General features: G+C 61.7%; 21 protein-coding genes. 10 read left to right on the forward strand and 11 right to left on the reverse strand.

Annotated elements, in window-relative coordinates:
* Positions 1-49 precede the first annotated feature (49 nt).
* The 6 genes from ACA058_RS22615 to kdpF all read right to left on the reverse strand — a co-directional run bounded on the left by ACA058_RS22615 (position 50) and on the right by kdpF (position 8202).
* Entirely contained in the window at positions 50-739 is a 690-nt protein-coding gene (locus ACA058_RS22615; RefSeq protein ID WP_497635979.1) for a response regulator, read from the reverse strand.
* A gap of 67 nt (positions 740-806) precedes the next feature.
* Entirely contained in the window at positions 807-3452 is a 2646-nt protein-coding gene (locus tag ACA058_RS22620) for a DUF4118 domain-containing protein (RefSeq protein WP_497635980.1), read from the reverse strand.
* A 116-nt stretch (positions 3453-3568) separates the two neighbouring features.
* A complete protein-coding gene (gene kdpC / locus ACA058_RS22625; RefSeq protein ID WP_497635981.1) occupies positions 3569-4114 on the reverse strand; it encodes a potassium-transporting ATPase subunit KdpC in 546 nt (181 codons plus the stop codon).
* Between the two features lie 201 nt (positions 4115-4315).
* Positions 4316-6382 (reverse strand): potassium-transporting ATPase subunit KdpB, encoded by a 2067-nt coding sequence (gene kdpB / locus ACA058_RS22630; RefSeq protein ID WP_497635982.1) that lies wholly within the window; start codon positions 6380-6382, stop codon positions 4316-4318.
* A gap of 18 nt (positions 6383-6400) precedes the next feature.
* Entirely contained in the window at positions 6401-8104 is a 1704-nt protein-coding gene (kdpA, locus tag ACA058_RS22635; RefSeq protein WP_497635983.1) for a potassium-transporting ATPase subunit KdpA, read from the reverse strand.
* Between the two features lie 8 nt (positions 8105-8112).
* Positions 8113-8202: a K(+)-transporting ATPase subunit F gene (kdpF, locus tag ACA058_RS22640; protein WP_007899818.1), complete on the reverse strand. Its 90-nt coding sequence runs from the start codon at positions 8200-8202 to the stop codon at positions 8113-8115.
* 379 nt (positions 8203-8581) lie between these two features.
* Here kdpF and ACA058_RS22645 point away from each other — a divergent pair, with 379 nt between their 5' ends.
* Positions 8582-8749: a DUF2897 family protein gene (locus ACA058_RS22645; protein WP_020796133.1), complete on the forward strand. Its 168-nt coding sequence runs from the start codon at positions 8582-8584 to the stop codon at positions 8747-8749.
* Between the two features lie 59 nt (positions 8750-8808).
* On the opposite strand, the gene ACA058_RS22650 is transcribed toward ACA058_RS22645, so the two are convergent.
* The 3 genes from ACA058_RS22650 to ACA058_RS22660 form a co-directional block, all read right to left on the reverse strand.
* Positions 8809-9822: a GNAT family N-acetyltransferase gene (locus ACA058_RS22650; RefSeq protein ID WP_497635984.1), complete on the reverse strand. Its 1014-nt coding sequence runs from the start codon at positions 9820-9822 to the stop codon at positions 8809-8811.
* Positions 9823-9921: 99 nt separating this feature from the next.
* Positions 9922-10716: a substrate-binding periplasmic protein gene (locus ACA058_RS22655; RefSeq protein WP_497635985.1), complete on the reverse strand. Its 795-nt coding sequence runs from the start codon at positions 10714-10716 to the stop codon at positions 9922-9924.
* Positions 10717-10808: 92 nt separating this feature from the next.
* Positions 10809-11432, reverse strand: coding sequence for a TetR/AcrR family transcriptional regulator (locus ACA058_RS22660; RefSeq protein WP_497635986.1), 624 nt, complete (start codon positions 11430-11432; stop codon positions 10809-10811).
* A 177-nt stretch (positions 11433-11609) separates the two neighbouring features.
* On the opposite strand from ACA058_RS22660, the gene ACA058_RS22665 reads away from it, so the two are divergent.
* The 8 genes from ACA058_RS22665 (at position 11610) to ppnP (ending at position 21051) form a co-directional block, all read left to right on the forward strand.
* Positions 11610-13412, forward strand: a complete 1803-nt coding sequence (locus tag ACA058_RS22665) for an acyclic terpene utilization AtuA family protein (protein ID WP_497635987.1) — start codon at positions 11610-11612, stop codon at positions 13410-13412.
* A gap of 12 nt (positions 13413-13424) precedes the next feature.
* Positions 13425-14294: an SDR family oxidoreductase gene (locus tag ACA058_RS22670; protein WP_497635988.1), complete on the forward strand. Its 870-nt coding sequence runs from the start codon at positions 13425-13427 to the stop codon at positions 14292-14294.
* 3 nt (positions 14295-14297) lie between these two features.
* A complete protein-coding gene (atuC, locus tag ACA058_RS22675) occupies positions 14298-15914 on the forward strand; it encodes a geranyl-CoA carboxylase subunit beta (RefSeq protein WP_497635989.1) in 1617 nt (538 codons plus the stop codon).
* A 135-nt stretch (positions 15915-16049) separates the two neighbouring features.
* Positions 16050-17207, forward strand: coding sequence for a citronellyl-CoA dehydrogenase (atuD, locus tag ACA058_RS22680; RefSeq protein ID WP_497635990.1), 1158 nt, complete (start codon positions 16050-16052; stop codon positions 17205-17207).
* The gene (locus tag ACA058_RS22685) at positions 17204-18001 is read left to right on the forward strand and encodes an enoyl-CoA hydratase/isomerase family protein (protein WP_497635991.1); all 798 of its coding nucleotides are present in this window, start codon (positions 17204-17206) and stop codon (positions 17999-18001) included. Before atuD ends, ACA058_RS22685 begins: the two co-directional genes overlap by 4 nt.
* A 109-nt stretch (positions 18002-18110) precedes the next feature.
* Entirely contained in the window at positions 18111-20072 is a 1962-nt protein-coding gene (locus ACA058_RS22690) for an acetyl/propionyl/methylcrotonyl-CoA carboxylase subunit alpha (RefSeq protein ID WP_497635992.1), read from the forward strand.
* 71 nt (positions 20073-20143) lie between these two features.
* Positions 20144-20686, forward strand: coding sequence for a 3'-5' exonuclease (locus tag ACA058_RS22695; RefSeq protein WP_497635993.1), 543 nt, complete (start codon positions 20144-20146; stop codon positions 20684-20686).
* Positions 20687-20766: 80 nt separating this feature from the next.
* Complete coding sequence (gene ppnP / locus ACA058_RS22700) at positions 20767-21051, forward strand: pyrimidine/purine nucleoside phosphorylase (RefSeq protein ID WP_433736347.1); 285 nt, start codon at positions 20767-20769, stop codon at positions 21049-21051.
* A 69-nt stretch (positions 21052-21120) separates the two neighbouring features.
* Here the strand turns inward: ppnP and ACA058_RS22705 are convergent, their stop codons facing one another.
* Together ACA058_RS22705 and ACA058_RS22710 are read right to left on the reverse strand one after the other, a co-directional pair.
* On the reverse strand, positions 21121-21927 hold the full coding sequence (locus ACA058_RS22705) for an MOSC domain-containing protein (RefSeq protein ID WP_497635994.1): 807 nt from the start codon (positions 21925-21927) through the stop codon (positions 21121-21123).
* Between the two features lie 315 nt (positions 21928-22242).
* Positions 22243-23178 carry a chemotaxis protein CheV gene (locus ACA058_RS22710; RefSeq protein ID WP_497635995.1) on the reverse strand — a complete coding sequence of 312 codons (936 nt, stop codon included), beginning with the start codon at positions 23176-23178 and terminating at the stop codon, positions 22243-22245.
* Between the two features lie 452 nt (positions 23179-23630).
* Between ACA058_RS22710 and ACA058_RS22715 the strand changes: the two genes are divergently transcribed.
* Positions 23631-24101 (forward strand): hypothetical protein, encoded by a 471-nt coding sequence (locus ACA058_RS22715; protein WP_497635996.1) that lies wholly within the window; start codon positions 23631-23633, stop codon positions 24099-24101.
* Positions 24102-24205 lie beyond the last annotated feature (104 nt).

A 24205-nucleotide genomic window follows, 5' to 3' on the forward strand; every position in this document is an offset into this window, starting at 1 on the left:
CGGACGCGGAGCGTCCATGGCGGCGTTCCCACGCAGAGCGTGGGAACGCTCATGAATCGAGTAACCGATACCCAACCCCCGCCTCGGTCACGATAAACCGTGGCTGGGTAGGATCATCCGCCAGTTTCTGGCGCAGATGCCCGACCACGATCCGCAAGTAATGCGTGTCTTCGGTATGGGTCGGCCCCCAGATGTCCTTGAGCAGTTGCTGCTGGGTGATGACCCGTCCGGGATGCCGTGCCAGTTGCGCCAGCACCGCGTACTCCTTGCGAGTCAGTGCGACTTCGCTGCCGTCGAGCAGTACCCGGCGATAGGCCAGGTCCACCGTCAGCGGGCCGAACACCAGCGCCGCTTGCTGGGCCTCACCCACCGGAGCCTGACGCAATAGCGCGCGAATCCGCGCCAGGAATTCCTGGATACCAAAGGGCTTGGTCACGTAGTCATTGGCGCCACCGTCCAGCGCCTCGACTTTCTGCCCTTCACCGGCACGCACAGAGAGCACCAGCACCGGCACCGTCGACCACTCGCGAAACTCGCGCAGCACCTGTTGGCCGTCCATGTCCGGCAGGCCGAGGTCGAGCACCAGCAAGTCCGGTTTGTACAACGCCGCTTGCGCCAGGCCTTCGGTGCCGGTACCGGCCTCCAACACTTTGTAGCCCTGCGAAGCGAGGCTGATGCGCAGGAATTTACGGATCTGCGGTTCGTCGTCGATGACCAAAATGGTCGCGGTCTGGCTCATGGATTCACATCAAAAAAGAGAGTTGGCAGGGAGTAACGCTAGCACGATCAGGCTTCACCTTCGGCTCTCAATCTTCAAGGGCAGGCTGAGCCTGCAAGGGCAGGTGCAAGGTGATGCAGGTGCCGCGCCCTTCAATACCGTCGGCGACGCTGATTCGCCCGCCATGGGCGCCGACCATGCCCTGACAGATCGCCAGCCCCAGCCCCGTGCCCTGCCCGCCGCGGTCACCACGGGCGGCGGTGTAGAACATGTCGAAAATCTTCGCCCGCTCCGCTTCCGGAATCCCCGGCCCTTCGTCGCTTACCGAGAAAAACAGCTCCGTGTCATCGGCCCCAGCGCGCAATTGCAGGCGCCCATGGGACGGCGAGAAACGTGCGGCGTTTTCCAGCACGTTGACCAAGGCCTGCTCGATCAGCGCGGCGTGGACGAACAGCAGCGGCAGTTGCGCCGGCATTTCCGTGCTGACCTGCAACGGCGCCAGCACGGCGCGCAGGCGATTGAGCGCACTGCCGACGATGTCCGCTGGCGATACCCAGTCCCGTGCCAGCTTCAGCGCGCCGTGACCGAGGCGGGTCATGTCCAGCAGGTTTTGAATGTAGCGATCAAGGCGTTCGGCTTCGTCGCGGGTACCTTCCAGCAGTTCACGGCGATCCTCCAGGGGGATGGCCTCACCGAGGGCCAACAGGCTATCGATGCTGCCGCGCATGGAGGTCAGTGGCGTGCGCAAATCATGGGACACCGAGGCCAGCAAGGCACTGCGCAGTTGCTCGGTTTCTCCGTGCAGTCGCGCAGCTTCAAGATCATCGGCCAATCGCGCGCGGGCCAGCGCCTGGGCCAGCGGCTGACTCAGTGCGGTCAGCAACCGTCGACGCTGGCCGCTCAAGGTCTGGCCTTCTTTGGCACACACGCCGAGCAGCGCCAGCGGACCGTCCTCCACCGATAACGGCCACCACCACCAACGCCCGAACGGCAAGGTGCCGGTGCCCGCGCCCGCCGGTTGATCGTGTTGCCAGGCCCAATCGGCGGCGGCGCGTTCGGCTTCGGTAAATTCCAGTGGGCCACCGGTTTCGACTTTCCAGCCGCTCTGGCCGTCGCGATTGAGCAGGCACAGTTGCAGGTCGCTCCAGCCCTCAAGGTGATGGGCGGCGGCATTGATCACGGCCTGACGGTCAGTGGCTGCGGTGAGTTTGCGCGACAGGTCGAGCAATTCACTCGTTTCCTCCTGGGTGTCGCGCAAGGCCTGCAATTGCCGTCGCTGTTGCGCCGCGAGGTTACCCGTGAGCGCCGCCATCAGCAGGAAAAACAGCAAGGTCAGCACATCTTCTTCGCGCTGGATGCGAAAGGAAAAATTCGGTGGGATGAACAAGAAGTCGTAGGTCAGAAACGACAGCACGGCACAGGCCAGCGCCGGGCCCAGGCTGCTTCGCACCGCCACCAGCAACACGGCGGCGAGGAACACCAGCGAAATATTCGGCAGCGGCAAAACACTCGCCACCGCCCAGGCCAGGGCACTGGCGAGCACAGTCGCAATCAGCGCCAGCGCATAGTCGAACCACACCAGCGACTGTACCTGGCGTTGTCGTGGCTGATCCTGTTCATGATCGCTGTCGATGACGTTGATTTCCAGCCCGCGCGCATGGCGCAACAAACGCGCCGCCAAACCGCCACCGAACAGCCGACGGCGCAGTCGCTGGCGGGACTGGCCGACCAGCACCAGGCTGGCACGGCGTTCAGCGGCGTGCTGGATCAGGGTCTTGGCCACTTCGCCGGCCCGCAGCAATACCACTTCGCCGCCCAGGCGTTCGGCCAGTTGCTGGGCACTTTGCAGGCGCAGGCGCGACTGCTCGTCACGCACGCTGCCGTTGTCCACATGGACCAGGCTCCACGGCAGATGTCGACGCTGAGCGACGCGGCTGGCGTGTCGCACCAGACGTTCGGCCTGGGCATCACCATCGACCCCGACCAGCAAACGACCGCGCACCGCTGGCGCCGCCTGACCGAGCTGGCGATAGCCCTGGGCCAGGTCGTTATCGACCTGGGCCGCCGCGGTTTGCATTGCCAATTCACGCAGCGCTGTGAGGTTGGTCTGGGAGAAATACGCATCGATGGCCGCCCTCGCCTGCTCGGGCACGTAGACCTTGCCGTCGCGCAAACGCTCGAGCAATTCGCGCGGTGGCAAGTCGATCAGCAGCAGTTCATAGGCTTCTTGCAGCACCCAGTCGGGCAGGGTTTCGCGGATCTGTACGCCGGTGATACCGCGCACCTGATCGTTAAGGCTCTCCAGGTGCTGCACATTGACCGTGGTGTACACATCAATACCGGCGGCGAGCAATTCCTGGATGTCTTGCCAGCGCTTGGCGTGGCGGCTGCCGGGGGCGTTGGTGTGGGCCAGCTCATCCACCAGCACCAGTTTCGGCTTGGCTTTGATCAAGCCGTCGAGGTCCATTTCTTCGAGCATCACGCCACGGTATTCCGAGCGCACCAGCGGTTGCTGCGGAAGGCCACCGAGCAGCGCTTCGGTCTCCGCGCGGCCATGAGTTTCGACCACGCCGGCGATGAGTTTCACGCCTTGGCGCAGTTGGGTGTGGGCCGCTTGCAGCATGGCGTAGGTCTTGCCGACGCCGGGCGCGGCGCCCAGGAAAACCTTGAGCCGGCCACGGCCATCGCGGGGCAGGTCTGCTAACAGCGCGTCGGCGCGGCCGGAGTCGCTCATTTGTCTTTGCCTTGTTCGTCTTTAAATGGAGAGTTGCCTAAAAGATCGCAGCCTTCGGCAGCTCCTACATTGGGCGGCGTACACCCTGGAGCTGGCGCAGCCTGCGATCTTTTGCTCTACAGCTTTTCCAGCGCCAGATTCAACTCAAGCACATTCACCACCGGCGGGCCTACCAACGGCTGCTCGATGTGCGCATCCAACAGGTTCTGAAGCGTCGCAACCGGCAGATTGCGCGCCGCCGCAACACGCGTCAGTTGATAGGCAATCGCGGCCGGTGGCAAGTGCGGATCGAGGCCGCTGCCGGAGGTGGTGAGCATGGCCAACGGCACGGGCCCTTGACCTGGTACCAGCAGTTTGTTGGCGTCGTCGATCACACGAGTGGCCAGAGCCGGGTTGCTCGGCGACAGGTTGCTGGCGCCGCTCGACACAGTAGCGAATGCACCAGCCGATGGCCGTGGATGGAACCAGGCGTCACCGACGAAATCCTGGGCAATCAGCGATGAGCCGCGGACCTTGCCCTCGGCATCGCGCATCAGGCTGCCATTGGCCTGATTCGGGAAGGCGACCTGGGCCACGCCGGTGACCACCAGGGGATAGGCGACACCGGTGATCAGGGTCATCAGGACCAGCAGGCTCAGGGCCGGACGTATCATTGTGGACATTTCAAAATCCTCGAATTCGATAGTTGAAACCGCCACCGCTTTTTGTGGCGAGGGGATTTATCCCCGTTGGGCTGCGCAGCGGCCCCCAACCTGTCACATGCAATATGTCTGAAGAAATGAAATTGCAGGTTTTGGGGCTGCTGCGCAGCCCAACGGGGATAAATCCCCTCGCCACAAAAAGCAGCCCCCAGCCAGCAATCATCAAACCAGATGCAACGCCGTCAACAGCATGTCGATCGCCTTGATACCCACGAACGGCACCGCAATCCCGCCCAGGCCATAGATCAGCAAATTGCGCCGCAGCAACGCCGCCGCACTCGCCGCCTGCACGCGCACACCGCGCAACGCCAGGGGGATCAGCACCACGATGATCAGGGCGTTGAACACGATCGCCGAGAGAATCGCGCTCTGCGGGCTGTGCAGCTGCATGACGTTCAACACGCCCAGTTGCGGGTAGATCGCAGCAAACAGGGCCGGCAGGATGGCGAAATACTTGGCCACGTCGTTGGCGATGGAAAAGGTCGTCAGCGCGCCGCGGGTCACCAACAATTCCTTGCCGATCTGCACAACGTCGAGCAGCTTGGTCGGGTCGCTGTCGAGGTCGACCATGTTCGCCGCCTCGCGCGCCGCCTGGGTCCCGTCGTTCATTGCCATGCCCACGTCCGCCTGGGCCAGGGCCGGAGCGTCGTTGGCGCCGTCACCGCACATGGCGACCAGGCGACCGTCGTTCTGCTCGTGACGAATGCGCGCCAGTTTTTTCTCCGGCGTGGCTTCGGCCAGCACGTCGTCCACACCGGCTTCGGCAGCGATCGCTGCAGCGGTCAGCGGGTTGTCGCCGGTCACCATGACGGTGCGGATCCCCAGTTTGCGCAGCTCGGCGAAACGTTCACGGATGCCGGGCTTGACCACGTCCTTGAGGTGGATCGCACCGAGCAGTTTGCCGTCGGCGCAAACCAGCAACGGCGTGCCGCCACTCTGGGCAATCTTGTCGATTTCCCGGGACAGCGGCGCGGCCAGGTCGGCGCGTTTGAGGCCGACAAACGCCAGCAGCGAATCCACTGCGCCCTTGCGATACACGCGGCCCTGATAGTCGACACCCGACAGCCGGGTTTCGGCGCTGAACGGTACAGCCGTCAGCAATTGCGCGGCGGGCTCAGGTTGCGGTTGCGTGCCACGCAGGTATTCGACGATGGATTTACCTTCCGCCGTGTCATCGGCCAGGGAGGCAAACAAGGCACCCTCGGCCAGTTCCCTGGCCGTCACACCCGGAGCCGTAACAACGGCGGTGCAACGACGGTTGCCGAAGGTGATGGTGCCGGTCTTGTCCAGCAGCAGGACGTGCACGTCCCCCGCCGCTTCCACGGCGCGACCGGACTTGGCGATCACGTTCAGGCGCACCAGGCGGTCCATGCCGGCGATACCGATGGCCGACAGCAAACCGCCAATCGTGGTCGGGATCAGCGTGACCAGTAACGCCACCAGGAACACCAGCGGCAGGCTGCCATTGGCGAAGTGGGCGAACGGCTGCAGGGTGACCACCACGAGCAGGAAGATCAGGGTCAGGCCGATCAACAGGATGTCGAGCGCCACTTCGTTCGGGGTTTTCTGACGCTTGGCGCCTTCGACCAGGGCGATCATGCGATCCAGGGTCGACTCGCCGGGGTTGACGGTGATCTTCACCAACAGCCAGTCAGACACCAGCCGGGTGTTGCCGGTAACCGCCGAGCGGTCGCCACCGGATTCACGAATCACCGGCGCCGATTCACCGGTGATTGCCGCTTCGTTGACCGCCGCGATGCCTTCGATCACTTCGCCGTCACCGGGGATCATCTCCCCCGCTTCGACGCGCACCACATCCCCTTTGCGCAGGCTGGCGGCGGGCACCACCTGAAAGGTGCCGTTGCTGGTTTTGCGCCGAGCGCTCAAGCCTTCGCTACCGGCCTTGAGGCTGTCGGCGCGGGCCTTGCCGCGACCTTCGGCCAGGGCTTCGGCGAAGTTGGCGAACAGCACGGTGAACCACAGCCACACCGCGATCTGCGCGGCGACGAAGGTGGGTACCGCGGTGTCCGGGACGAAGCAGAGGACGGTGGTGAGGATCGCGGTCAGTTCGACCACCAACATCACTGGCGCACGCTGCAATTGCCGCGGGTCGAGCTTGACGAAGGCTTGCACCAGCGCCGGGCGCCAGAGGGCCGAGATCGCGGTTTTCGGTGCTTCGGCCGACTTGGTCGGTGAAGCAGGTTTTGAAGCTGGAACGTGCATATTCATGATGGATTCCTTAGCTCCTTATTTTAGAAGAGCAGCCATACTCAAATGTTCAGCAATCGGGCCCAACGCCAGGGTCGGCAGAAAGGTCAAACCACCCACCAGCAAAATGGTCACAGTCAGCAAGGTCACAAACAGCGGGCCATGAGTCGGGAAGCTGTTCTGGCCGATCGGCGCGGTTTTCTTCATCGCCAGGCTGCCGGCCAGGGCCAACACCGGCAGGATGTAGCCGAAGCGACCGATCAACATGCCCAGGCCCAGCATCAGGTTGTGGAACGGTGTGTTGGCACCGAAGCCACCGAACGCGGAACCGTTGTTGGCACTGGCGGATGTGTAGGCGTAGAGCAATTGGCTGAAACCATGAGCGCCGGGATTGCTAACCGAGGCCACAGGCCCTGGCAGGCTGGCGGCAATCGCACCGAGGACCAGCACGCCGATCGGCATCACCAGCAAGGTCACCACCAATAGCTGCACCTCCCGGGCCTGCAGTTTCTTGCCGAGGTATTCCGGGGTCCGGCCGATCATCAGGCCGGCGAGGAACACTGCGATCAGCACGTTGAGCAACATGCCATAGAGCCCGGCGCCGACGCCGCCGAAGATCACTTCGCCAACCATCATGTTCACCAGCGCGACCATGCCGCTGAGCGGGTTGAGGCTGTCATGCATGCCATTGACCGAACCGTTCGAGGCCGCCGTGGTGGTCACCGACCACAGCACCGTGGCCGTGGTACCGAAACGCGCCTCTTTGCCCTCCAGCGGTGCGGTCTGTTCGACGGCGACGTTGGCCAGGGTCGGATTGGGTTGGTATTCAGCCCAAAGCGACGTCGCGCCGCCGATCAAGAACAGCGCCAGCATGCAGGCAATGATCGCCCGGCTCTGACGCAGGTCTTTGACGTAATGGCCGAAGGTGAACACCAGCGCGACGGGAATCAGAATGATCGACGCCACTTCGAACAGGTTGCTCCAGGCCGTCGGGTTCTCGAACGGATGCGCCGAGTTCACGCCGAAGAAGCCACCACCGTTGGTGCCCAATTGCTTGATCGCAATCTGGCTGGCGGCCGGCCCCAGCGGGATCACCTGATCGACACCCTGCACGGTCACGGCATTCAGGTACTGCGCGAAGGTTTGCGGCACGCCCTGCCAGACCAGGTACAGCGCCAGCAGCAGGCACAGTGGCAGCAACCCGTAGAGTGTGGCGCGAGTCATGTCGACCCAGAAGTTGCCCAGGGATTGGGAGGACTTGCGGCCGATGCCGCGGCACAGAGCAACCAGTACAGCGAGGCCGGTGGCGGCGCTGACGAAGTTCTGCACGGTGAGGCCGACCATCTGGCTCAGGTAACTCAGCGATGCTTCGCCGCTGTAGGCCTGCCAATTGGTGTTGGTCATAAAGCTGATGGCGGTGTTGAACGCCAGCGTCCACTCCTGGCCCGGCAGATTTTGCGGGTTCAGCGGCAAGTGGTCCTGGAACAACAGGATCGCGAACAACAGCAGAAAACCCGCAAGGTTGAAGGCGAGCAAGGCCAGGGTGTACTTCTGCCAGCTCTGTTCGGCCTGCGGATCAACGCCGGCCAGACGATAACAACCGCGTTCGACCGGACCGAGGATCGGCGTCAGCCAGGTGCGCTGGCCTTCCATGACCTTGTAGTAGAAACGCCCAAGAAACGGCGCCGGGACCAATACCAGGGCGAAAAACGCCAGGATCAGCCAATAGTCATAACTGTGCATAGCCGCTCCTAGTTCCGGTCCGCGCGCAACAGCGCAACCAACAGATAAATGAACAGCCCCACTGCCAGCAGCAGTGACACTCCGTCCAGAACGCTCATGGAAGTTCTCCGTGTTACGGCGTATTGCCGCGTGTGGAGGCATTGTCGGCAGGGAGGCTGTAAAGGAACGAGACCGAGGGGTGTGGCGGGGCATAAATAAAGCGTAAAGAGTGGGTTTATGGCTTTGCTGCAGCGTTGTACTGGCGGGCCTCATCGCGAGCAAGCTCGCTCCCACAGGGGGGGAATGCGTTAGCCCAGACACTGCAAAAACCTGTGGGAGCAAGCCTGCTCGCGAAGGCGGCAGGGCAGGCAACAACGCAGGGGTGAACGACGCAGAACAGGCATAGAATGGAACCACTGCGAAATCCAATCGCTCAAATTGGTATGCACGTTCGACAGGCGAAACCCTCGCCCGCCGTCCGGCTTTCAAGGAGGTCCTATGCCCTGGTATGCCTGGTTGATTCTGGTGGTTGCCATTGGCTCTATCGTTGGCGGTTTGATGATGCTGCGCGACACCGCCCACAAGGTTGAGCTGACCGATGAACAGCGCAAACGCGTCGCCGAACGCAATGCGGAAATGGACGCCAAGGAAGCGCAGGATCGCTAACTGCAAAATCGTCCGAAGCTGCGCACTGCATTCGGACGATTTTTTGGCGTTGTCCCGGTTCAGGTCAACGAGCAGCGATCAAAAAACCGCTCGCGCCCCAGCGCCATCAATGCTGCGCGCTTGTGTGGAAAGTCGAATTCCTTCTCGCAATGAAACTCCTGTCCCTGCATGTGCCCGATCATCTTCGCGTTGTCGGCACGAGGCTCGGCGACCACCCGCTGGGTCCGTGGATCATCGAGAAACAGGTAGTGCACCAACGCCGACAGCCAGCTCGCCACCTTGTGCGGACCACGGTGATTTTCTTCCCCCACCAGCATATGAATGCCACGGTCGTAATCATCCGCATCAAAGAAGGGTGCAATGCGATCTTCCTTGGCCCAGTAGGCTTCGAAATAGGCAAACGGTTGATCGTCGAAACAACCGATCAATGTCAGGGTATGGGGATCGTCCTGGAGTTTGCCCAGGTACTCTCGATGCTGTTCGAGACTGCCCTGCTCCTGCCAGAAACTCGCTACCCGAGGGCTGTTCTGCCAGCGATTGAAACGCGAAAGATCCTCGTCGATATCCACCGTGCGCAGGGAAATCCAGGCCCCCAGCCTGGCATCGAAACGCCGATACACCTCGCCACGCGGCTTCGGCGGGCGCAGTGGGTGACGCTTGCCACCGCTGATGACCATCTGCTGTGGGTAACAGCCCGTCAGCGAGTAACCCACCCACGGCTGTGGCAACTGCCAGAACAGCGTGCGTTCGCTACGATACTGGCCGGCCGTTTCGGTAGGGACCAGCAATGCGCTGAGCAAGGCTTCCGGCGGCGCTTCATCCAGTTGCCAGAGCAGTCGCTGGCAAACAGGATCACGGGCGAACAACCAATAGCAAGCGGCCCAGACGGCTCGGTTGTCGAGGCTTACTGCGCCCTCGTGCAACTGCAGCAGCAACTCGGGCTCGCGCGTCAGGTGCAGCTGGATCAGCGGCTGGCCTTCAAGACTCAGGCTCAGCCCGGTTGCGGTTTCATCGGCTACAAGACTGCTGCCGGTCGGTAAGGCCAGCGCAGTCAGGACATTCGGATTGGACATGGGTCGGGCTCACGATATTCGTCGACAGGTCAACGGTTGACGTGAGTGGAGCCTGGAAATTTAAGCGCCATGAGCCGATACGCGACCTGCGGTGCCCGCTCAGTTACCCGGCACTGGCAATACCGCGATTTTATAGGGGTCGAAAATCTTCAACATCTGGCCATTATCGCGCAACCCTTGCAGCAACTTGCCGAAGGCCTCGCCGCTGATCGGCGCGGCCGGGCGAAGAATGGCGTAGTGGTGATAGATCTGGTCAACGCGCTCGGACACTAGCAACTCATTGGCGACTTTCTCATTGCGCAGAAAGTAGTCGCTCAGGTAAGACCGTGTGACCAGGGCGACATCGGCGCGGCCACGCAGCACCATCAGCAGGTTGCTGTCATGGGAATAGGTCGACGTGGCGTTGTAGTGAGTGGCGAGGTACTTGGGATCGGCGTTGAAGTTGGCGAATTCGTAGTGATACCCGCTGAACAACGCCAAGCGCTTGCCGGAGAGCTCGCTGAAGTAGCTTTGCTGTCGCTCCGGCAGGCGTTGCGCCACGAAGATTTCGGCATCTTCCAGGCCCATATCGACGCTGCTGTGGGGAATGTCCCTCCAGCCCCAGTCGGGGTTTTCGAAGATCGCCATGTCCACCCGGCCTTGCTTGAAATCGCCAAAACGGCGGGGAATGGAGGTGGGTACCAAGACGAATTGATAATCGCTTTGCAGGCTGTTGAGGGCCTCGACCAATTGCGGCAACAGGCCGGTGTCCGCACCGGACTCCGGGCGCACCGTATAGGGCGGAAAGTGTGCGGCACCGATGCGCACCAGTTGTGCGGCCTGGGTCGGCAAGATTGATAACGCCGCGAGCACCGCCAGTATAAGTCGCGAAGCCGTCCGAATTGGCGAAGACATCAAAACAACCCACTCCCCGAAATACTGCATCAATGCAATGAAACCAGGCGGTTTCGCCCAGTTAGCCAGTTTCCTGCCGACCCGCACACGCCTTATTTGCCCGCCAGCACCAGAATCAAGGCCTCCTCGGCCAGTTGATCCAGGCTCATGCTGCCATTGGCACGAAACCAGGTGGTGGTCCAGGACAACGCCCCGGTCAGAAAGCGCCGGGTCACAAACACATCACCGCGGATAAAACCGGCGCTCTTGGCTTCACCCAGCACCTGCAGCCAGATGTCTTCATAGATATCGCGCAACGCCAGGACCCTGGCCTGCCCCTCATCGGACAGTGAGCGCCATTCGTAGACGAGCACGGCCATGGCCTCGCCACTGCCGCCCATGATGGACTGCAATTCACAACGGATCAGCGCCAGTACCCGCTCGCGCACGTCGCCAGCCTCGGCGATGGCCGCACGCATCAACGCGGTGTTATAGCGAATAGTCTCCTCCATCACCGACCGCAGGATCTCGTCCTTGCTTTTGAAGTGATGAAAAATACTCCCCGACTGGATGCCCACGGCACCGGCCAGGTCGCGCACGGTAGTACGTTCATAGCCTTTGTTGCGAAACAGGTGGGCCGCCACTTGCAGCAACTTGCCCCGGGCGCTGTCCGGGTCGGTCAATTGCCCGCTGTCGACCAACTCGCGCATGACCCTCAAGGCTTTTTGCTCATCCACCCGTTCTCTCCTACAGTCGATCAGTCCAATGCCGCGCTCCCCGCGAAACATTGGGGCTGTGCTGGCAATTTAAGCAACTGGCGACGACCAAGCAAGCGCTCGGGCAGAAGATAGTTCAGCCGTTTACAAACCAAGCGCTTGCTTGGTAGTCTCGAAGCATTGCTGCCGGAGGTGGTTATGGAGTTGACTGCGCCAAGAACAATTCGCATCGGTTGCGCCAGCGCCTTCTGGGGCGACACCTCGACCGCCGCCGCGCAACTGGTGGAAGGCGGACGTCTGGACTACCTGGTTTTCGACTACCTGGCCGAAATCTCCCTGTCGATCATGGCTGGCGCACGGATGAAAGATCCCCAGGCCGGTTACGCCAGCGACTTCATCGAAGTCCTCGGTCCTCTCCTCTCTCAACTTGCCGAACAAAAGATCCGCGTCATCAGCAATGCCGGCGGGGTCAATCCACAAGCCTGTGCCGCTGCCCTGCAGGCAGCCTGCGACAAGGCCGGGGTCGCACTGAAGATCGCCGTCCTGTTGGGCGATGACCTGCAACCGCAGTTCAAACAGCTGGGCAGCCTTGGCATTCATGAAATGTTCAGCGCCGCCCCCCTGCCGCCGATGTGTGTCTCGACCAACGCTTACCTTGGCGCGCCGGGCATCGTCGAAGCCCTGCGCCTGGGCGCGGACATCGTGATCACCGGGCGCGTGGTCGACAGCGCCGTGGTCAGTGCCGCGCTGGTGCATGAGTTCGGCTGGTCGTGGCACGACTACGATAAACTGGCCCAGGCGGCGCTGGCCGGGCACATCATCGAATGTGGCGCCCAATGCACCGGCGGCAACTTCACCGACTGGCGCGATGTACCCGATTACGAGCACATCGGTTTCCCCATCGTCGAAGTCAGCGCCGACAGCCAGTTCATCGTCGGCAAACCCGAAGGCACTGGCGGCCTGGTCACACCCTTGACCGTGGGCGAACAGATGCTCTACGAAATCGGTGACCCGCGGGCCTATCTGCTGCCCGACGTGGTCTGCGATTTCACGCAGGTCAAACTCGTGCAGCAAGGCAAGAACGCGGTCCGTGTCCATGGCGCAAAAGGCTTGCCGCCAACCGCTCAGTACAAGGTCAGCGCCACCTATCCGGACGGTTTCCGCTGCACCGCCAGTTGCCTGATCGCCGGGATCGATGCGGTCGACAAGGCCCGCAGGGTCAGCGAAGCGATCATCAACAAGACTTCGCAGATGTTCAGCCAACGCGGCTGGGCGCCCTATAGCGAGGTGAATATTGAACTGCTCGGCAGCGAAGCCACTTACGGCCCCCACGGCCAGCGCCAGGACAGCCGCGAAGTGGTGATCAAGCTCGCGGTGCGCCATCCGCACAAACAGGCATTGATCCTGTTCTCCCGGGAAATCGCCCAGGCCGCCACCGGCATGGCGCCGGGGCTGACCGGGATCGTCGGCGGCCGGCCGACGGTGTATCCGCTGATCCGCTTGTTTTCGTTCCTGATCGACAAAACCGCCTGCACGCTGGAAATTGATCTCATGGGCCAGCGCCACCCGTGCGCCCTGCCCGCCCTCGATGTGCTCGACAGCGCCGACTTGCCCGTGCCATTTGAGCCGCCCCGCCCCACGGGACCTGCTGACGCCAGCGTCGCCCTGGTCAAGCTCGCGGTCGCCCGCTCCGGTGACAAGGGCAACCACAGCAACATCGGCGTCATGGCCCGCGACCCGCAGTACCTGCCGTGGATCGCCGAAGCCTTGACCCCGGAAGTGATCGTCGACTGGATGAGCCATGTCCTCGACCCGATCCACGGGCGTGTCGAGCGATGGTACTTGCCCGCCACCCACAGCCTGAATTTCCTCCTGGAAAACGCTTTGGGTGGCGGCGGCGTGGCCAGCCTGCGGATCGATCCGCAGGGCAAAGCCTTCGCCCAGCAACTGCTGGAGATCCAGATTCCGGTGCCACAGCGCATCGCCGACCAGGTCAACTAGAGGATTGCCTTCATGGCCTACGATTCGATTTTCAAAGCCGATGTGTTTGCCGGCCAGACCATCATCGTCACCGGTGGCGGCAGTGGCATTGGCCGCTGCACCGCTCACGAACTGGCGGCCCTCGGTGCGCATGTGCTGCTGGTCGGGCGCAAGGCCGAGAAGTTGAAAACCGTCGCCGCCGAGATCGCCGAAGATGGCGGCAAGGCTGACTGGAGCACCTGTGATATCCGTGAGGAAGAAGCGGTCACGCACCTTGTCAGCGAATTGATCCGCAAGCACGGCCCGATTCACGGCCTGGTCAACAACGCCGGCGGCCAGTACCCGTCGCCACTGGCCTCGATCAATCTAAAGGGTTTCGAAACCGTGATGCGCACCAATCTGCTGGGCGGATTCCTGATGGCCCGGGAAGTGTTCAACCAGTCCATGAGCAAGCACGGCGGCGCCATCGTCAACATGCTCGCCGACATGTGGGGCGGCATGCCCGGCATGGGCCACTCGGGCGCGGCGCGCTCGGGCATGGACAACCTGACCAAGACGGCGGCCTTCGAATGGGGGCACGCCGGGGTCCGGGTCAACGCCGTGGCGCCGGGCTGGATCGCGTCCAGCGGCATGGACACCTACGAAGGTGCGCTCAGAGCGGTGATTCCGACGTTGCGTGAACACGTGCCACTCAAGCGCATCGGCACCGAATCGGAAGTCAGTGCGGCGATCGTTTTCCTGCTCAGCCCGGCCGCGGCGTTCATCAGCGGCAGCACCCTGCGCATCGACGGCGCGGCCAGCCTCGGCGGACGGGCATGGCCGATCCACAAGGCGACCAACAGTGAGTCGTACAACGGCTTCCACCGCGCGTACTTGCCTGATGTGCTCAAGGACAAGGAATAAGCCATGCCGGTGATTGAGTCGCAACTCGACCCCCACAGCGAACAGTTCGCCCGCCATCGCGCGGCAATGCTGGACGCCGTCGAGCAGGTCCGCACACTTGACCAGAACCTGCTGGACAAGGCTGCCGACGCCAGGCCCAGGTTCGAAAAACGCGGTCAGTTACTGCCCCGCGAACGCCTCAACCTGTTGCTCGACCCTGGCGCGCCCTTTCTCGAACTGGCCAGCCTGGCCGGCTACAAGTTGCACGACGACAAGGACGGCAGCTCGGCCGGCGGCGGCTTGATCGCCGGGATCGGTTACGTGTCGGGTGTCCGGGTGCTGGTGGTGGCCAACAACAGTGCGATCAAGGGCGGCACCATTTCCCCCTCGGGCCTGAAAAAGTCCCTGCGCCTGCAACAGATCGCCATGGAAAACAAACTGCCGGTGATTACCCTCGCCGAGAGTGGCGGCGCAAACCTCAATTACGCGGCGGAAATTTTCGTCGAAGGCGCGCGCAGCTTTGCCAACCAGGCACGCATGTCGGCCATGGGCCTGCCGCAGATTACCGTGGTCCACGGCTCGGCGACGGCAGGCGGCGCCTATCAGCCGGGGCTGTCGGACTATGTGGTGGTGGTACGTGGCAAGGCCAAGCTGTTTCTGGCCGGCCCGCCTCTTTTAAAAGCGGCCACCGGAGAAATCGCCAGCGACGAAGAACTGGGCGGCGCCGAGATGCACGCGCAAACCGCCGGCACCGCCGAATACCTGGCCGAGAATGATGCCGACGGCGTGCGCCAGGTTCGCGAGATCGTCAGCCTGCTGCCATGGAATGCGCGCTTGCCGGTGTTGCCTGCCAGGCAATGGCCGGAACCGCTCTACCCCATCGACCAATTGCTGGGCCTGATCCCGGATGACCCGAAAAAACCCTACGACGTGCGCGAGATCGTCGCCCGAATCGCCGATGGCTCGAACTTCCTCGAATTCAAGGCCGAGTTCGATCAGCAGACCGTTTGCGGCCAACTGAAAATCCAGGGTCGCGCTTGCGGATTTATCGGCAACAACGGTCCGATCACGCCCAAGGGCGCGAGCAAGGCTGCGCAATTCATTCAACTGTGCGACCAGAGCCAGACACCGCTGCTGTTTTTCCACAACACCACCGGGTTCATGGTCGGCACCGAAGCGGAGCAGCAAGGGGTGATCAAGCACGGCGCCAAGATGATCCAGGCGGTGGCCAATGCGCGGGTGCCGAAACTGACCATCGTGGTGGGCGGCTCCTATGGCGCCGGCAACTACGCGATGTGCGGCCGTGGCCTGGACCCGCGTTTCATCTTCGCCTGGCCCAACAGCCGCACCGCCGTCATGGGCGGCGCCCAGGCCGGCAAGGTGCTGCGCATCGTCACCGAGGCCAAACAGGCCAAGGACGGCCTGTTGCCCGACCCAAAAATGCTTGACATGCTCGAACAGGTCACCGCACAGAAACTCGACAGCCAGTCCACGGCGCTTTATGCCAGTGCCAATCTGTGGGATGACGGGTTGATCGATCCACGTGACACCCGGACCTTGCTCGGGTATTTGCTGGATATTTGTCACGAGGCCGAGGTGCGGCCGCTGCAAGCCAACAGCTTTGGTGTAGCGCGTTTTTAGTTTTGATCGTTCCCACGCTCTGCGTGGGAATGCAGCCCGGGACGCTCCGCGTCCCAGAAGCGGACGCAGAGCGTCCATTGAGGCATTCCCACGCAGAGCGTGGGAACGAGCGGGTTCGTCAGGAGAACAACAAGAATGATCTTCACCCAGGAACACGAAGCATTGCGTCGCACCGTTCGCCAATTCGTCGATCACGAGATCAACCCTCACGTCGAGGAATGGGAAAAGGCCGGGCGCTTTCCGATCCACAAGATCTTTCGCAAGGCCGGCGACCTCGGCCTGCTGGGCATTTGCAAACCGGAAAAATTCGGCGGCATGGGCCTGGACTACAGCTACTCGATCGTCGCCGCCGAAGAGTTCGGCACCATTCATTGCGGTGGGATTCCCATGTCGATCGGCGTACAGACCGACATGTGCACCCCGGCCCTGGCGCGTTTCGGTTCCGATGAGTTGCGTGATGAGTTCCTGCGCCCGGCCATCAGCGGCGAGCAGGTCGGCTGTATCGGCGTCTCCGAAGTCGGCGCCGGCTCCGACGTGGCCGGCTTGAAAACCACCGCGCGCAAGGACGGCGACGATTACGTGATCAACGGCAGCAAGATGTGGATCACCAACTCGCCGAGCGCCGACTTCATCTGCTTGCTGGCCAATACCTCGGACGACAAACCGCACATCAACAAATCACTGATCATGGTGCCGATGAACAGCCCTGGCATCAGCCTCAGCTCGCACCTGGACAAACTGGGCATGCGCAGCTCGGAAACCGCCCAGGTGTTTTTCGACAACGTGCGGGTGCCACAGCGCAACCGCATCGGTCATGAAGGCGCGGGGTTCATGATGCAGATGCTGCAGTTCCAGGAGGAACGCCTGTTCGGTGCGGCCAACATGATCAAGGGCCTGGAGTATTGCGTCGACAGCACCATCGAGTACTGCAAGGAGCGCAAAACCTTCGGCAGTGCGCTGATCGACAACCAGGTCATTCACTTTCGCCTGGCCGAGCTGCAAACCGAGATCGAATGCCTGCGGGCGCTGGTCTATCAAGCCACCGAGCAATACATCAAGGGCCAGGACGTCACGCGCCTGGCGTCCATGGCCAAACTCAAGGCCGGTCGCCTGGGCCGCGAGGTCAGTGACAGCTGCCTACAATACTGGGGCGGCATGGGTTTCATGTGGGACAACCCGGTGGCCCGCGCCTACCGCGATGTGCGCCTGGTGTCGATCGGCGGCGGTGCCGACGAAATCATGTTGGGGATCATCTGCAAGCTCATGGGCATCCTGCCGGGGAAAAAGAAATGAGTACCCTGCCGGTTTGCCAGACCCTGCTGCTCGAACTGCACAACGGTGTGCTGCACATCACCCTCAATCGACCGGCCAGCCGTAACGCCATGAGCTTGCAGATGGTCAGCGAACTGCGTGCAGTGCTGGCGGCGGTGCACGATGACCGGGGGATCAGGGCCTTGGTGATCGGCGGTGCCGGCGGGCATTTCTGTGCCGGAGGCGACATCAAGGACATGGCCAACGCACGCGCTCAAGGCCCGAGCGCGCACCGCGATTTGAATCGATTGTTCGGTGCGTTGCTACAAGAGGTGCAGCACGCACCGCAAGTGGTGATCACCGTGCTGCAAGGCGCGGTGCTCGGTGGTGGCTTCGGTTTGGCCTGTGTCGGCGATATTGCCCTGGCCGATCACCAGGCGCAGTTCGGCCTGCCGGAAACCAGCCTCGGCCTGTTGCCAGCGCAGATCGCGCCGTTCGTGGTGCAGCGCATCGGCCTGACCCAGGCACGCCGCCTGGCCCTGACCGCGGCACGTTTCGACGGCACCCAGGCACGGCGGATGGGGCTGGTGCATTTTGTCGAGCACGATGCGCAGGCATTGGCCGAGCGCCTCGATGAAGTACTGGCCCATGTGCTGTGTTGTGCGCCTGGGGCGAATGCGGCGACCAAGAAACTGCTGCTGGCGAGTGCAGTGCAGCCATCGGATGAACTGCTGGATCAGGCAGCCGAATGGTTCAGCGAAGCGGTGGCCGGGGCTGAAGGGATCGAAGGCACCATGGCTTTCGTGCAAAAGCGTAAACCGGGGTGGGCCTCTTAAAAGCTTCGCGAGCAGGCTCGCTCCCACAATTGGAATGCATTTCAACTGTGGGAGCGAGCCTGCTCGCGAAGAGGCCATCACATTCACCGCACATCTAAGGGAATGAAACATGCCCGGATTCAGCAAAATCCTGATCGCCAACCGCGGTGAAATCGCCTGCCGCATCCAGCGCACCGCCCAGGCCCTGGGCTACCGCACCGTCGCCGTATTCAGCGATGCCGACGCCGATGCCCTGCACGTGCAAATGGCCGACGAAGCGGTAAACATCGGCCCTGCCCCGGTGCAACAGTCTTACCTGAACATCCAGGCGATCATCGACGCTGCCCGACGTACCGGGGCTGACGCCATTCATCCGGGCTACGGTTTCCTCTCGGAAAATGCCGGTTTCGCCCTCGCTTGCCAGGACGCCGGCATCACCTTCATCGGACCCAGCCCCGAAGCCATCGAACTGATGGGCAGCAAACGCCGGTCGAAAATCGCCATGCTCAATGCCGGCGTGCCTTGCATCGAGGGTTATCAGGGTGCCAAACAGGACGATGCAACCCTCATCCGCGAAGCCGGCCGCATCGGCTACCCGTTGATGATCAAGGCCAGTGCCGGCGGCGGTGGGCGTGGCATGCGCGTGGTGCACGCGGCCAGCGACCTGGCGGAACAGCTGCGCACCGCTCGCTCCGAAGCCTTGCACGGTTTTGGCAGTGACGAACTGATCCTCGAGCAGGCATTGATCGAACCGCGCCATGTCGAGGTGCAACTGTTCGGCGACTCGCACGGTAACCTGATCTACCTTGGCGAGCGCGATTGCTCGATCCAGCGTCGCCACCAGAAAGTCATCGAAGAGGCCCCCTGCCCCGTGATGACCGATGAATTGCGCCAGGCCATGGGCGAAGCGGCGCTCAAGGCGGGGCGCGCGGTCAACTATGTCGGCGCGGGCACGGTGGAATTCCTGCTGGATGCGCGCGGACAATTTTACTTCCTGGAAATGAACACCCGATTGCAAGTGGAACATCCGGTGACCGAACTCATCACCGGACTGGACTTGGTGGCCTGGCAGTTGAGCATCGCCCAGGGACAAGCGCTGCCGCTGCGTCAGGAGGACGTGCAACTCAAGGGACATGCCATGGAAGTGCGCTTGTATGCCGAGGACCCGGCTCAAGGCTTCCTGCCACAAACCGGACGAATCGCGGCGTGGGAACCGCGCTTGCAGGACGGTGTGCGGATCGACCATGGCCTGGTCGAAGGCCAGGACATCAGCCCGTTCTACGACCCGATGCTTGGCAAAATCATCGCCCACGGAGAGAACCGAGAAGAGGCTCGGCGCAAGTTGTTGCGGGCAGTGCAGGACAGCGTGCTGCTGGGGGTACAGAGCAATCAGCGCTTGCTCGCCAGCCTGCTGCAACATCCACAATTCATCAGCGGCGAGTTCAGTACCGGGTTCATCGCCCGCCATTTCGCTGACCATCCCTGTTTGCAGCGCCATGTGCCGAGTGCCGAACAACTGGCCATTGCCGCGGCGTTGTTCTTTCAGGCATCCGCACAGGCGCATCCGGTTGCGCTGGCCGGTTGGCGCAACAACGCCAGCGTGCCGTTGCACTATCGTCTCGCACTGGACGATCAGGACTGGCCGGTGGCGTTGCACGCGGTACCCGGGGAGCCGCTGCGGATTCAAGTCGCCAGCCGCCATCTCGAACTGAAGATCATCCACAGCGACGGCCACTGGGCCACTCTGCAAATCGACGGCATCCGCCAGCGTCATGCTTACCGGATGGAGGCCGGGCAACTCTGGTTGTACACAGGCTTAGGCAGCCTGCGGCTGGTGGATCGTACTCAAGCGCCGGTCTGCGTTCAGGCCGGAGTCAGCTCCGGCACCCTCAAGGCGCCAATGGACGGTGCGGTCATCGACGTGTTGGTCAGTGAAGGCAGCAAGGTCAGCAAAGGCCAATTGCTGGTGGTGCTGGAGGCCATGAAAATGGAGCACCCGCTCAAGTCGGGCATCGACGGCGTGCTCAAACGCTTGCAGGTGCAGGTCGGTGACCAGGTGAAAAACCGTCAGATTCTGCTGGAGGTCGAATAAGCCGCTAGGCGTAACCGTCGGCTTTGGCTACGCTCAAGCCCTATCAGCATGCAGATACCGGGAACCCTGCGATGCCTCACTGGCTGGTCATTGATCTGGAAGCCACCACCGATGAGGGTGGTTGGCCCATAACGGAAATGGAAATCATCGAAATCGGTGCCACCCTGGTGGATCGCAAAGGCCGCGAGCTGGATTACTTCCAGCGTTTCGTGCGCCCGTTGCGACGCCCCTTGTTGACGCCGTTTTGCCGGGAGCTGACGCACATCACCCAGGCCAACATCGATGCCGCACAGCCCCTGGACGAGGTCTGGCCGTCGTTCGAGCGCTGGTTGGGCCAACATCACTCGCGGCTTGAAGGCTGGGTCAGCTGGGGTGACTACGATCGCAAACAGTTGCTTCAGGAATGGCAACGCCTGGCACTCGACAGCGCTTTGAGCCAGGTGCCGCACATGAATCTCAAGCAGCGCTTTGCCAAGGCCCGGCGACTGGAACGACCACTGGGGCTCAACGGTGCCCTGCAACTGGCGGGACTGCAGTTCACCGGCCAGCAACACCGGGCGCTGGAAGACGCGCGCAATACCGCACGCCTGTTGCCCCTGGTCCTTCCGCTTTAGGCAGGTGACTAGGCCCTAGGCCTTGTGCATACTGGCCAGCCCTTTATTAGTCCTTTTCAGCCCTTTTCGAGGAATCGCCCATGTTTAAAGTCAACGAGTACTTCGACGGCACCGTCAAGTCGATCGCCTTTGGCACTGCTGAAGGTCCAGCGACCATCGGCGTCATGGCTGCGGGCGAATACGAATTCGGCACCAGCCAGCGCGAAATCATGCACGTGGTGTCCGGCGCCCTGACCGTCAAGCTCCCGGACAGCAACGATTGGGAAACCTTCGCCGCCGGCAGCCAGTTCAACGTGCCAGCCAACAGCAAGTTCCAGCTCAAAGTGGCCGTCGACACGGCCTACCTGTGCGAATACCGCGGCTAAAACCCCGGGTTCACCACGAAAAAAAAATGCCCGTGTCCATCGACACGGGCATTTTTCATTGAAGGGCATTTATTCGAGGACGGTGACCGGCATGCCGACTTCGAGCCGGCCATTACCGTCGTTGACCAGATTCTGCCCAAACATCGCACCATCGGCTTCGGTACGGTACTTCTGCAAGGTGGCGAAGGGTTCGCGGTCAGCGCTACGCTCGCCGGTTTGCGGATCGATGGTGGTCAGGATGCAGCGTGAACAGGACTTGACGACGCGGAACTCGACATCGCCGATGCGAAGGCGCTTCCAGCCATCTTCGGCATACGCCTCGCTGCCCTCTATCACCAGGTTTGGCCGGAAACGCAGCATCTCCAGCGGGCGCCCGACTCGTTGCGACAAATCCGCAAGCGACGCCTGGCCAATCAGCAACAACGGGAAGCCATCGGCGAAGGCGACCTGATCGTCGTCCTTGCCATAGCCCGATGCGGTGGTCCGTGCGCGGTCCAGTGGCACCTGCACCAGGCGCGTTGGCTTGCCGATGAACCGGCTGACCCAGGCGCCCGCCGCATCGCCGGCATCGGGCACGCGCAAGCTGTCACGCCAGATGGTCACGCCACGCAATTGAGCATCATTGGCGGGCAAGGCGACATCGATCGGCAAATGGCCAGGGGCGCTGAGGGTCAAACCACCCTCGGCATTCCACAACGCCGACAGCTGGCTCATCTGCGCCACCGCGCGCTGGGTAAAAAAGCGTCCGCTGGCTTCATCCACCAACATCCAGCGTCGATCGCCGTCCAGCCCCAGCTTGTCGAGGCCGACCTGTTGCATGATCTCCCCTTTGCCGGATTTCAACGGATAACGATACAGCGCGCTCAGACGCAACATGGCCAGCTCCCTGGATGGACAAAAACGCCACCCTATACGAGCTTGATCACCGAATCAAAGCCCCAACCACTTAGGTCGCCGCATCGCAGCGATAGCGGCCTGACAGCCGACCTGGATACTGGTCTGTCCGCGATCCCATTGTAGGAGCGAGCCTGCTCGCGAAAAATGTCCAGACAACGCGATCATCCAGGCAGGGCGCGTTATAGTTGACGACCATCGCGAGCAGGCTCGCTCCCACAGGGGATCAGGTACAGCCGTAAAAGTCAGGTCGGCTGTCAGGCCGCCTTCGCTGGCACTCCCGGTAACCCATCCCGATCAGGCAGGCACAGCATCACGCATCAAACGCTGGCGCACCACGTCGACGAGTTTGTCCGGCTGGAATTTGGAGAGGAAGTTGTCGCAGCCGACCTTCTTGACCATCGAGTCGTTGAAGCTGCCGGACAGGGACGTGTGCAACACCACATAAAGGCCGCGCAGGCGCGGATCGTTGCGAATTTCGGTGGTCAGGCGATAGCCATCCATTTCCGGCATTTCCGCGTCGGTGAATATCATCAGCAGCTTGTCGGTCATGTTGACGCCGGTATCCGCCCAAGCCTTGAGCATGTTCAGGGCCTTCAAACCATCGCTGGCGATGTGCATCTTCACGCCCAACTGTCCCAGGGTATCGCGCAATTGCGCCAGGGCCACATTCGAGTCATCCACCAGCAGCACCTCGCGGCCACGGGCGCGTTCGAGCAGCGGATCTTCGAGTTTTTCCCGGGAGACCTTGGCGTTGTAAGGCACGATTTCAGCGAGGACTTTCTCGACGTCGATGATCTCCACCAACTGATCATCGACCTTGCTGATCGCGGTCAGGTAATGTTGCCGACCGGCACTGCTGGGCGGCGGCAGAATCGCTTCCCAATTCATGTTGACGATGCGGTCCACCCCACCGACCAGGAAGGCTTGCACCGATCGGTTGTACTCCGTAACGATGATCGTGCTGCCAGGGCCTGGCACCAGCGGACGCATGCCGATGGCCTGGGAAAGGTCGATGACCGGCAGGGTCTGGCCGCGCAGATTGACCACGCCGCAAACGAACGGGTGACGCTGGGGCATCAGTGTCAGCTTCGGCAGTTGCAGGACTTCCTGGACTTTAAACACGTTGATTGCGAACAATTGCCGCCCGGCCAGCCGGAACATGAGAATTTCCAGGCGATTCTCACCCACAAGTTGCGTACGTTGGTCTACCGTATCGAGAATGCCGGCCATCGATGACTCCTGGGCTTGTTCGGATGAATTCACTGGATAGAGGGTTATCGGCTGTATTTGCCGGACCTTGACCCCTTGGCAAATGCCATGCTCGGGCATTGATGTCACATTAACACCATGCTTTACTGGCGCTGCTATTTCATCTGCTGCATTCTTTTCGTCGCGACCCCAGCTCGTGCGATTGGTTCCGCTATGTAAGGGATTCCCTTAGCGACAATCAGGTGCAACCTGATATTCGCAATATCCAATAGCCATTAATGTGACGCCATTCTCATTGCATGAAATGGAGTCGAGCCTTTGTGGGCGATCGCAAACCAGTGGCCAGCCACCCTCTCAAGCGTTCAGCCCGCACTTGAGCCGTCCAGAGCGCGAACTCAAGCCATCAGGTTTACATTGCTCTCGTCGACACACACGACACCCTCCTCATTTGACATGACGTTGTGGAGATAAGCATGCCGAACAATCGTAAAGAGTGGGCAAAGCGTATTCCGGAGTTTATCGTCGAGGCTGAAACACTCCTGGCCAAAACTGAGGAATGCCTGAGTCATCTGCAATTGATCAGCAATGACCCGGACGCCATTGACTGCATGCTCAGTACCCTGCTCAAACTGGCCAGCAAGGCGGATGCCCTTGCCCTCGCCGCCGTGTCAGAGTTTTCATTACATATCCATGGCCTGCTCAATCACGCCCACAACCACATGGAATTGCACGACCAGGCCCTGGATGCGCTCAAGGACTGCCTGACGCTGATCGCCTGGCAACTTGAACTGATCGACCAGAACACCGGCCAGCTCAGCCTCGATGAAACGGAACAGGCCACCCTGATCGAAGCCTTCGCGTTCCAGGTCGGCCAGAGTCAGTTTCGCCCCCCGGTTAATTCCAGGCCGTTCACACTCGTTTCTTATTCGGAGCGCCAGGCTTAACTTAGCGCAAGTACGTCCAGCTGCGAATAGATGACTGCATCACAAGATTCATGTCGCAATTGAATACTTCATATCTGCCAACGACACTTCGAAACAAGTAACTA

Source organism: Pseudomonas sp. LBUM1649, from assembly GCF_059716155.1.

Coding starts and splice junctions, on each gene's coding strand:
- ACA058_RS22615 (WP_497635979.1), bottom strand. CDS start 739: ATGAGCCAGACCGCGACCATTTTGGTCATCGACGACGAACCGCAGATC.
- ACA058_RS22620 (WP_497635980.1), bottom strand. CDS start 3,452: ATGAGCGACTCCGGCCGCGCCGACGCGCTGTTAGCAGACCTGCCCCGC.
- kdpC (WP_497635981.1), bottom strand. CDS start 4,114: ATGTCCACAATGATACGTCCGGCCCTGAGCCTGCTGGTCCTGATGACC.
- kdpB (WP_497635982.1), bottom strand. CDS start 6,382: ATGAATATGCACGTTCCAGCTTCAAAACCTGCTTCACCGACCAAGTCG.
- kdpA (WP_497635983.1), bottom strand. CDS start 8,104: ATGCACAGTTATGACTATTGGCTGATCCTGGCGTTTTTCGCCCTGGTA.
- kdpF (WP_007899818.1), bottom strand. CDS start 8,202: ATGAGCGTTCTGGACGGAGTGTCACTGCTGCTGGCAGTGGGGCTGTTC.
- ACA058_RS22645 (WP_020796133.1), top strand. CDS start 8,582: ATGCCCTGGTATGCCTGGTTGATTCTGGTGGTTGCCATTGGCTCTATC.
- ACA058_RS22650 (WP_497635984.1), bottom strand. CDS start 9,822: ATGTCCAATCCGAATGTCCTGACTGCGCTGGCCTTACCGACCGGCAGC.
- ACA058_RS22655 (WP_497635985.1), bottom strand. CDS start 10,716: ATGTCTTCGCCAATTCGGACGGCTTCGCGACTTATACTGGCGGTGCTC.
- ACA058_RS22665 (WP_497635987.1), top strand. CDS start 11,610: ATGGAGTTGACTGCGCCAAGAACAATTCGCATCGGTTGCGCCAGCGCC.
- ACA058_RS22670 (WP_497635988.1), top strand. CDS start 13,425: ATGGCCTACGATTCGATTTTCAAAGCCGATGTGTTTGCCGGCCAGACC.
- atuC (WP_497635989.1), top strand. CDS start 14,298: ATGCCGGTGATTGAGTCGCAACTCGACCCCCACAGCGAACAGTTCGCC.
- atuD (WP_497635990.1), top strand. CDS start 16,050: ATGATCTTCACCCAGGAACACGAAGCATTGCGTCGCACCGTTCGCCAA.
- ACA058_RS22685 (WP_497635991.1), top strand. CDS start 17,204: ATGAGTACCCTGCCGGTTTGCCAGACCCTGCTGCTCGAACTGCACAAC.
- ACA058_RS22690 (WP_497635992.1), top strand. CDS start 18,111: ATGCCCGGATTCAGCAAAATCCTGATCGCCAACCGCGGTGAAATCGCC.
- ACA058_RS22695 (WP_497635993.1), top strand. CDS start 20,144: ATGCCTCACTGGCTGGTCATTGATCTGGAAGCCACCACCGATGAGGGT.
- ppnP (WP_433736347.1), top strand. CDS start 20,767: ATGTTTAAAGTCAACGAGTACTTCGACGGCACCGTCAAGTCGATCGCC.
- ACA058_RS22705 (WP_497635994.1), bottom strand. CDS start 21,927: ATGTTGCGTCTGAGCGCGCTGTATCGTTATCCGTTGAAATCCGGCAAA.
- ACA058_RS22710 (WP_497635995.1), bottom strand. CDS start 23,178: ATGGCCGGCATTCTCGATACGGTAGACCAACGTACGCAACTTGTGGGT.
- ACA058_RS22715 (WP_497635996.1), top strand. CDS start 23,631: ATGCCGAACAATCGTAAAGAGTGGGCAAAGCGTATTCCGGAGTTTATC.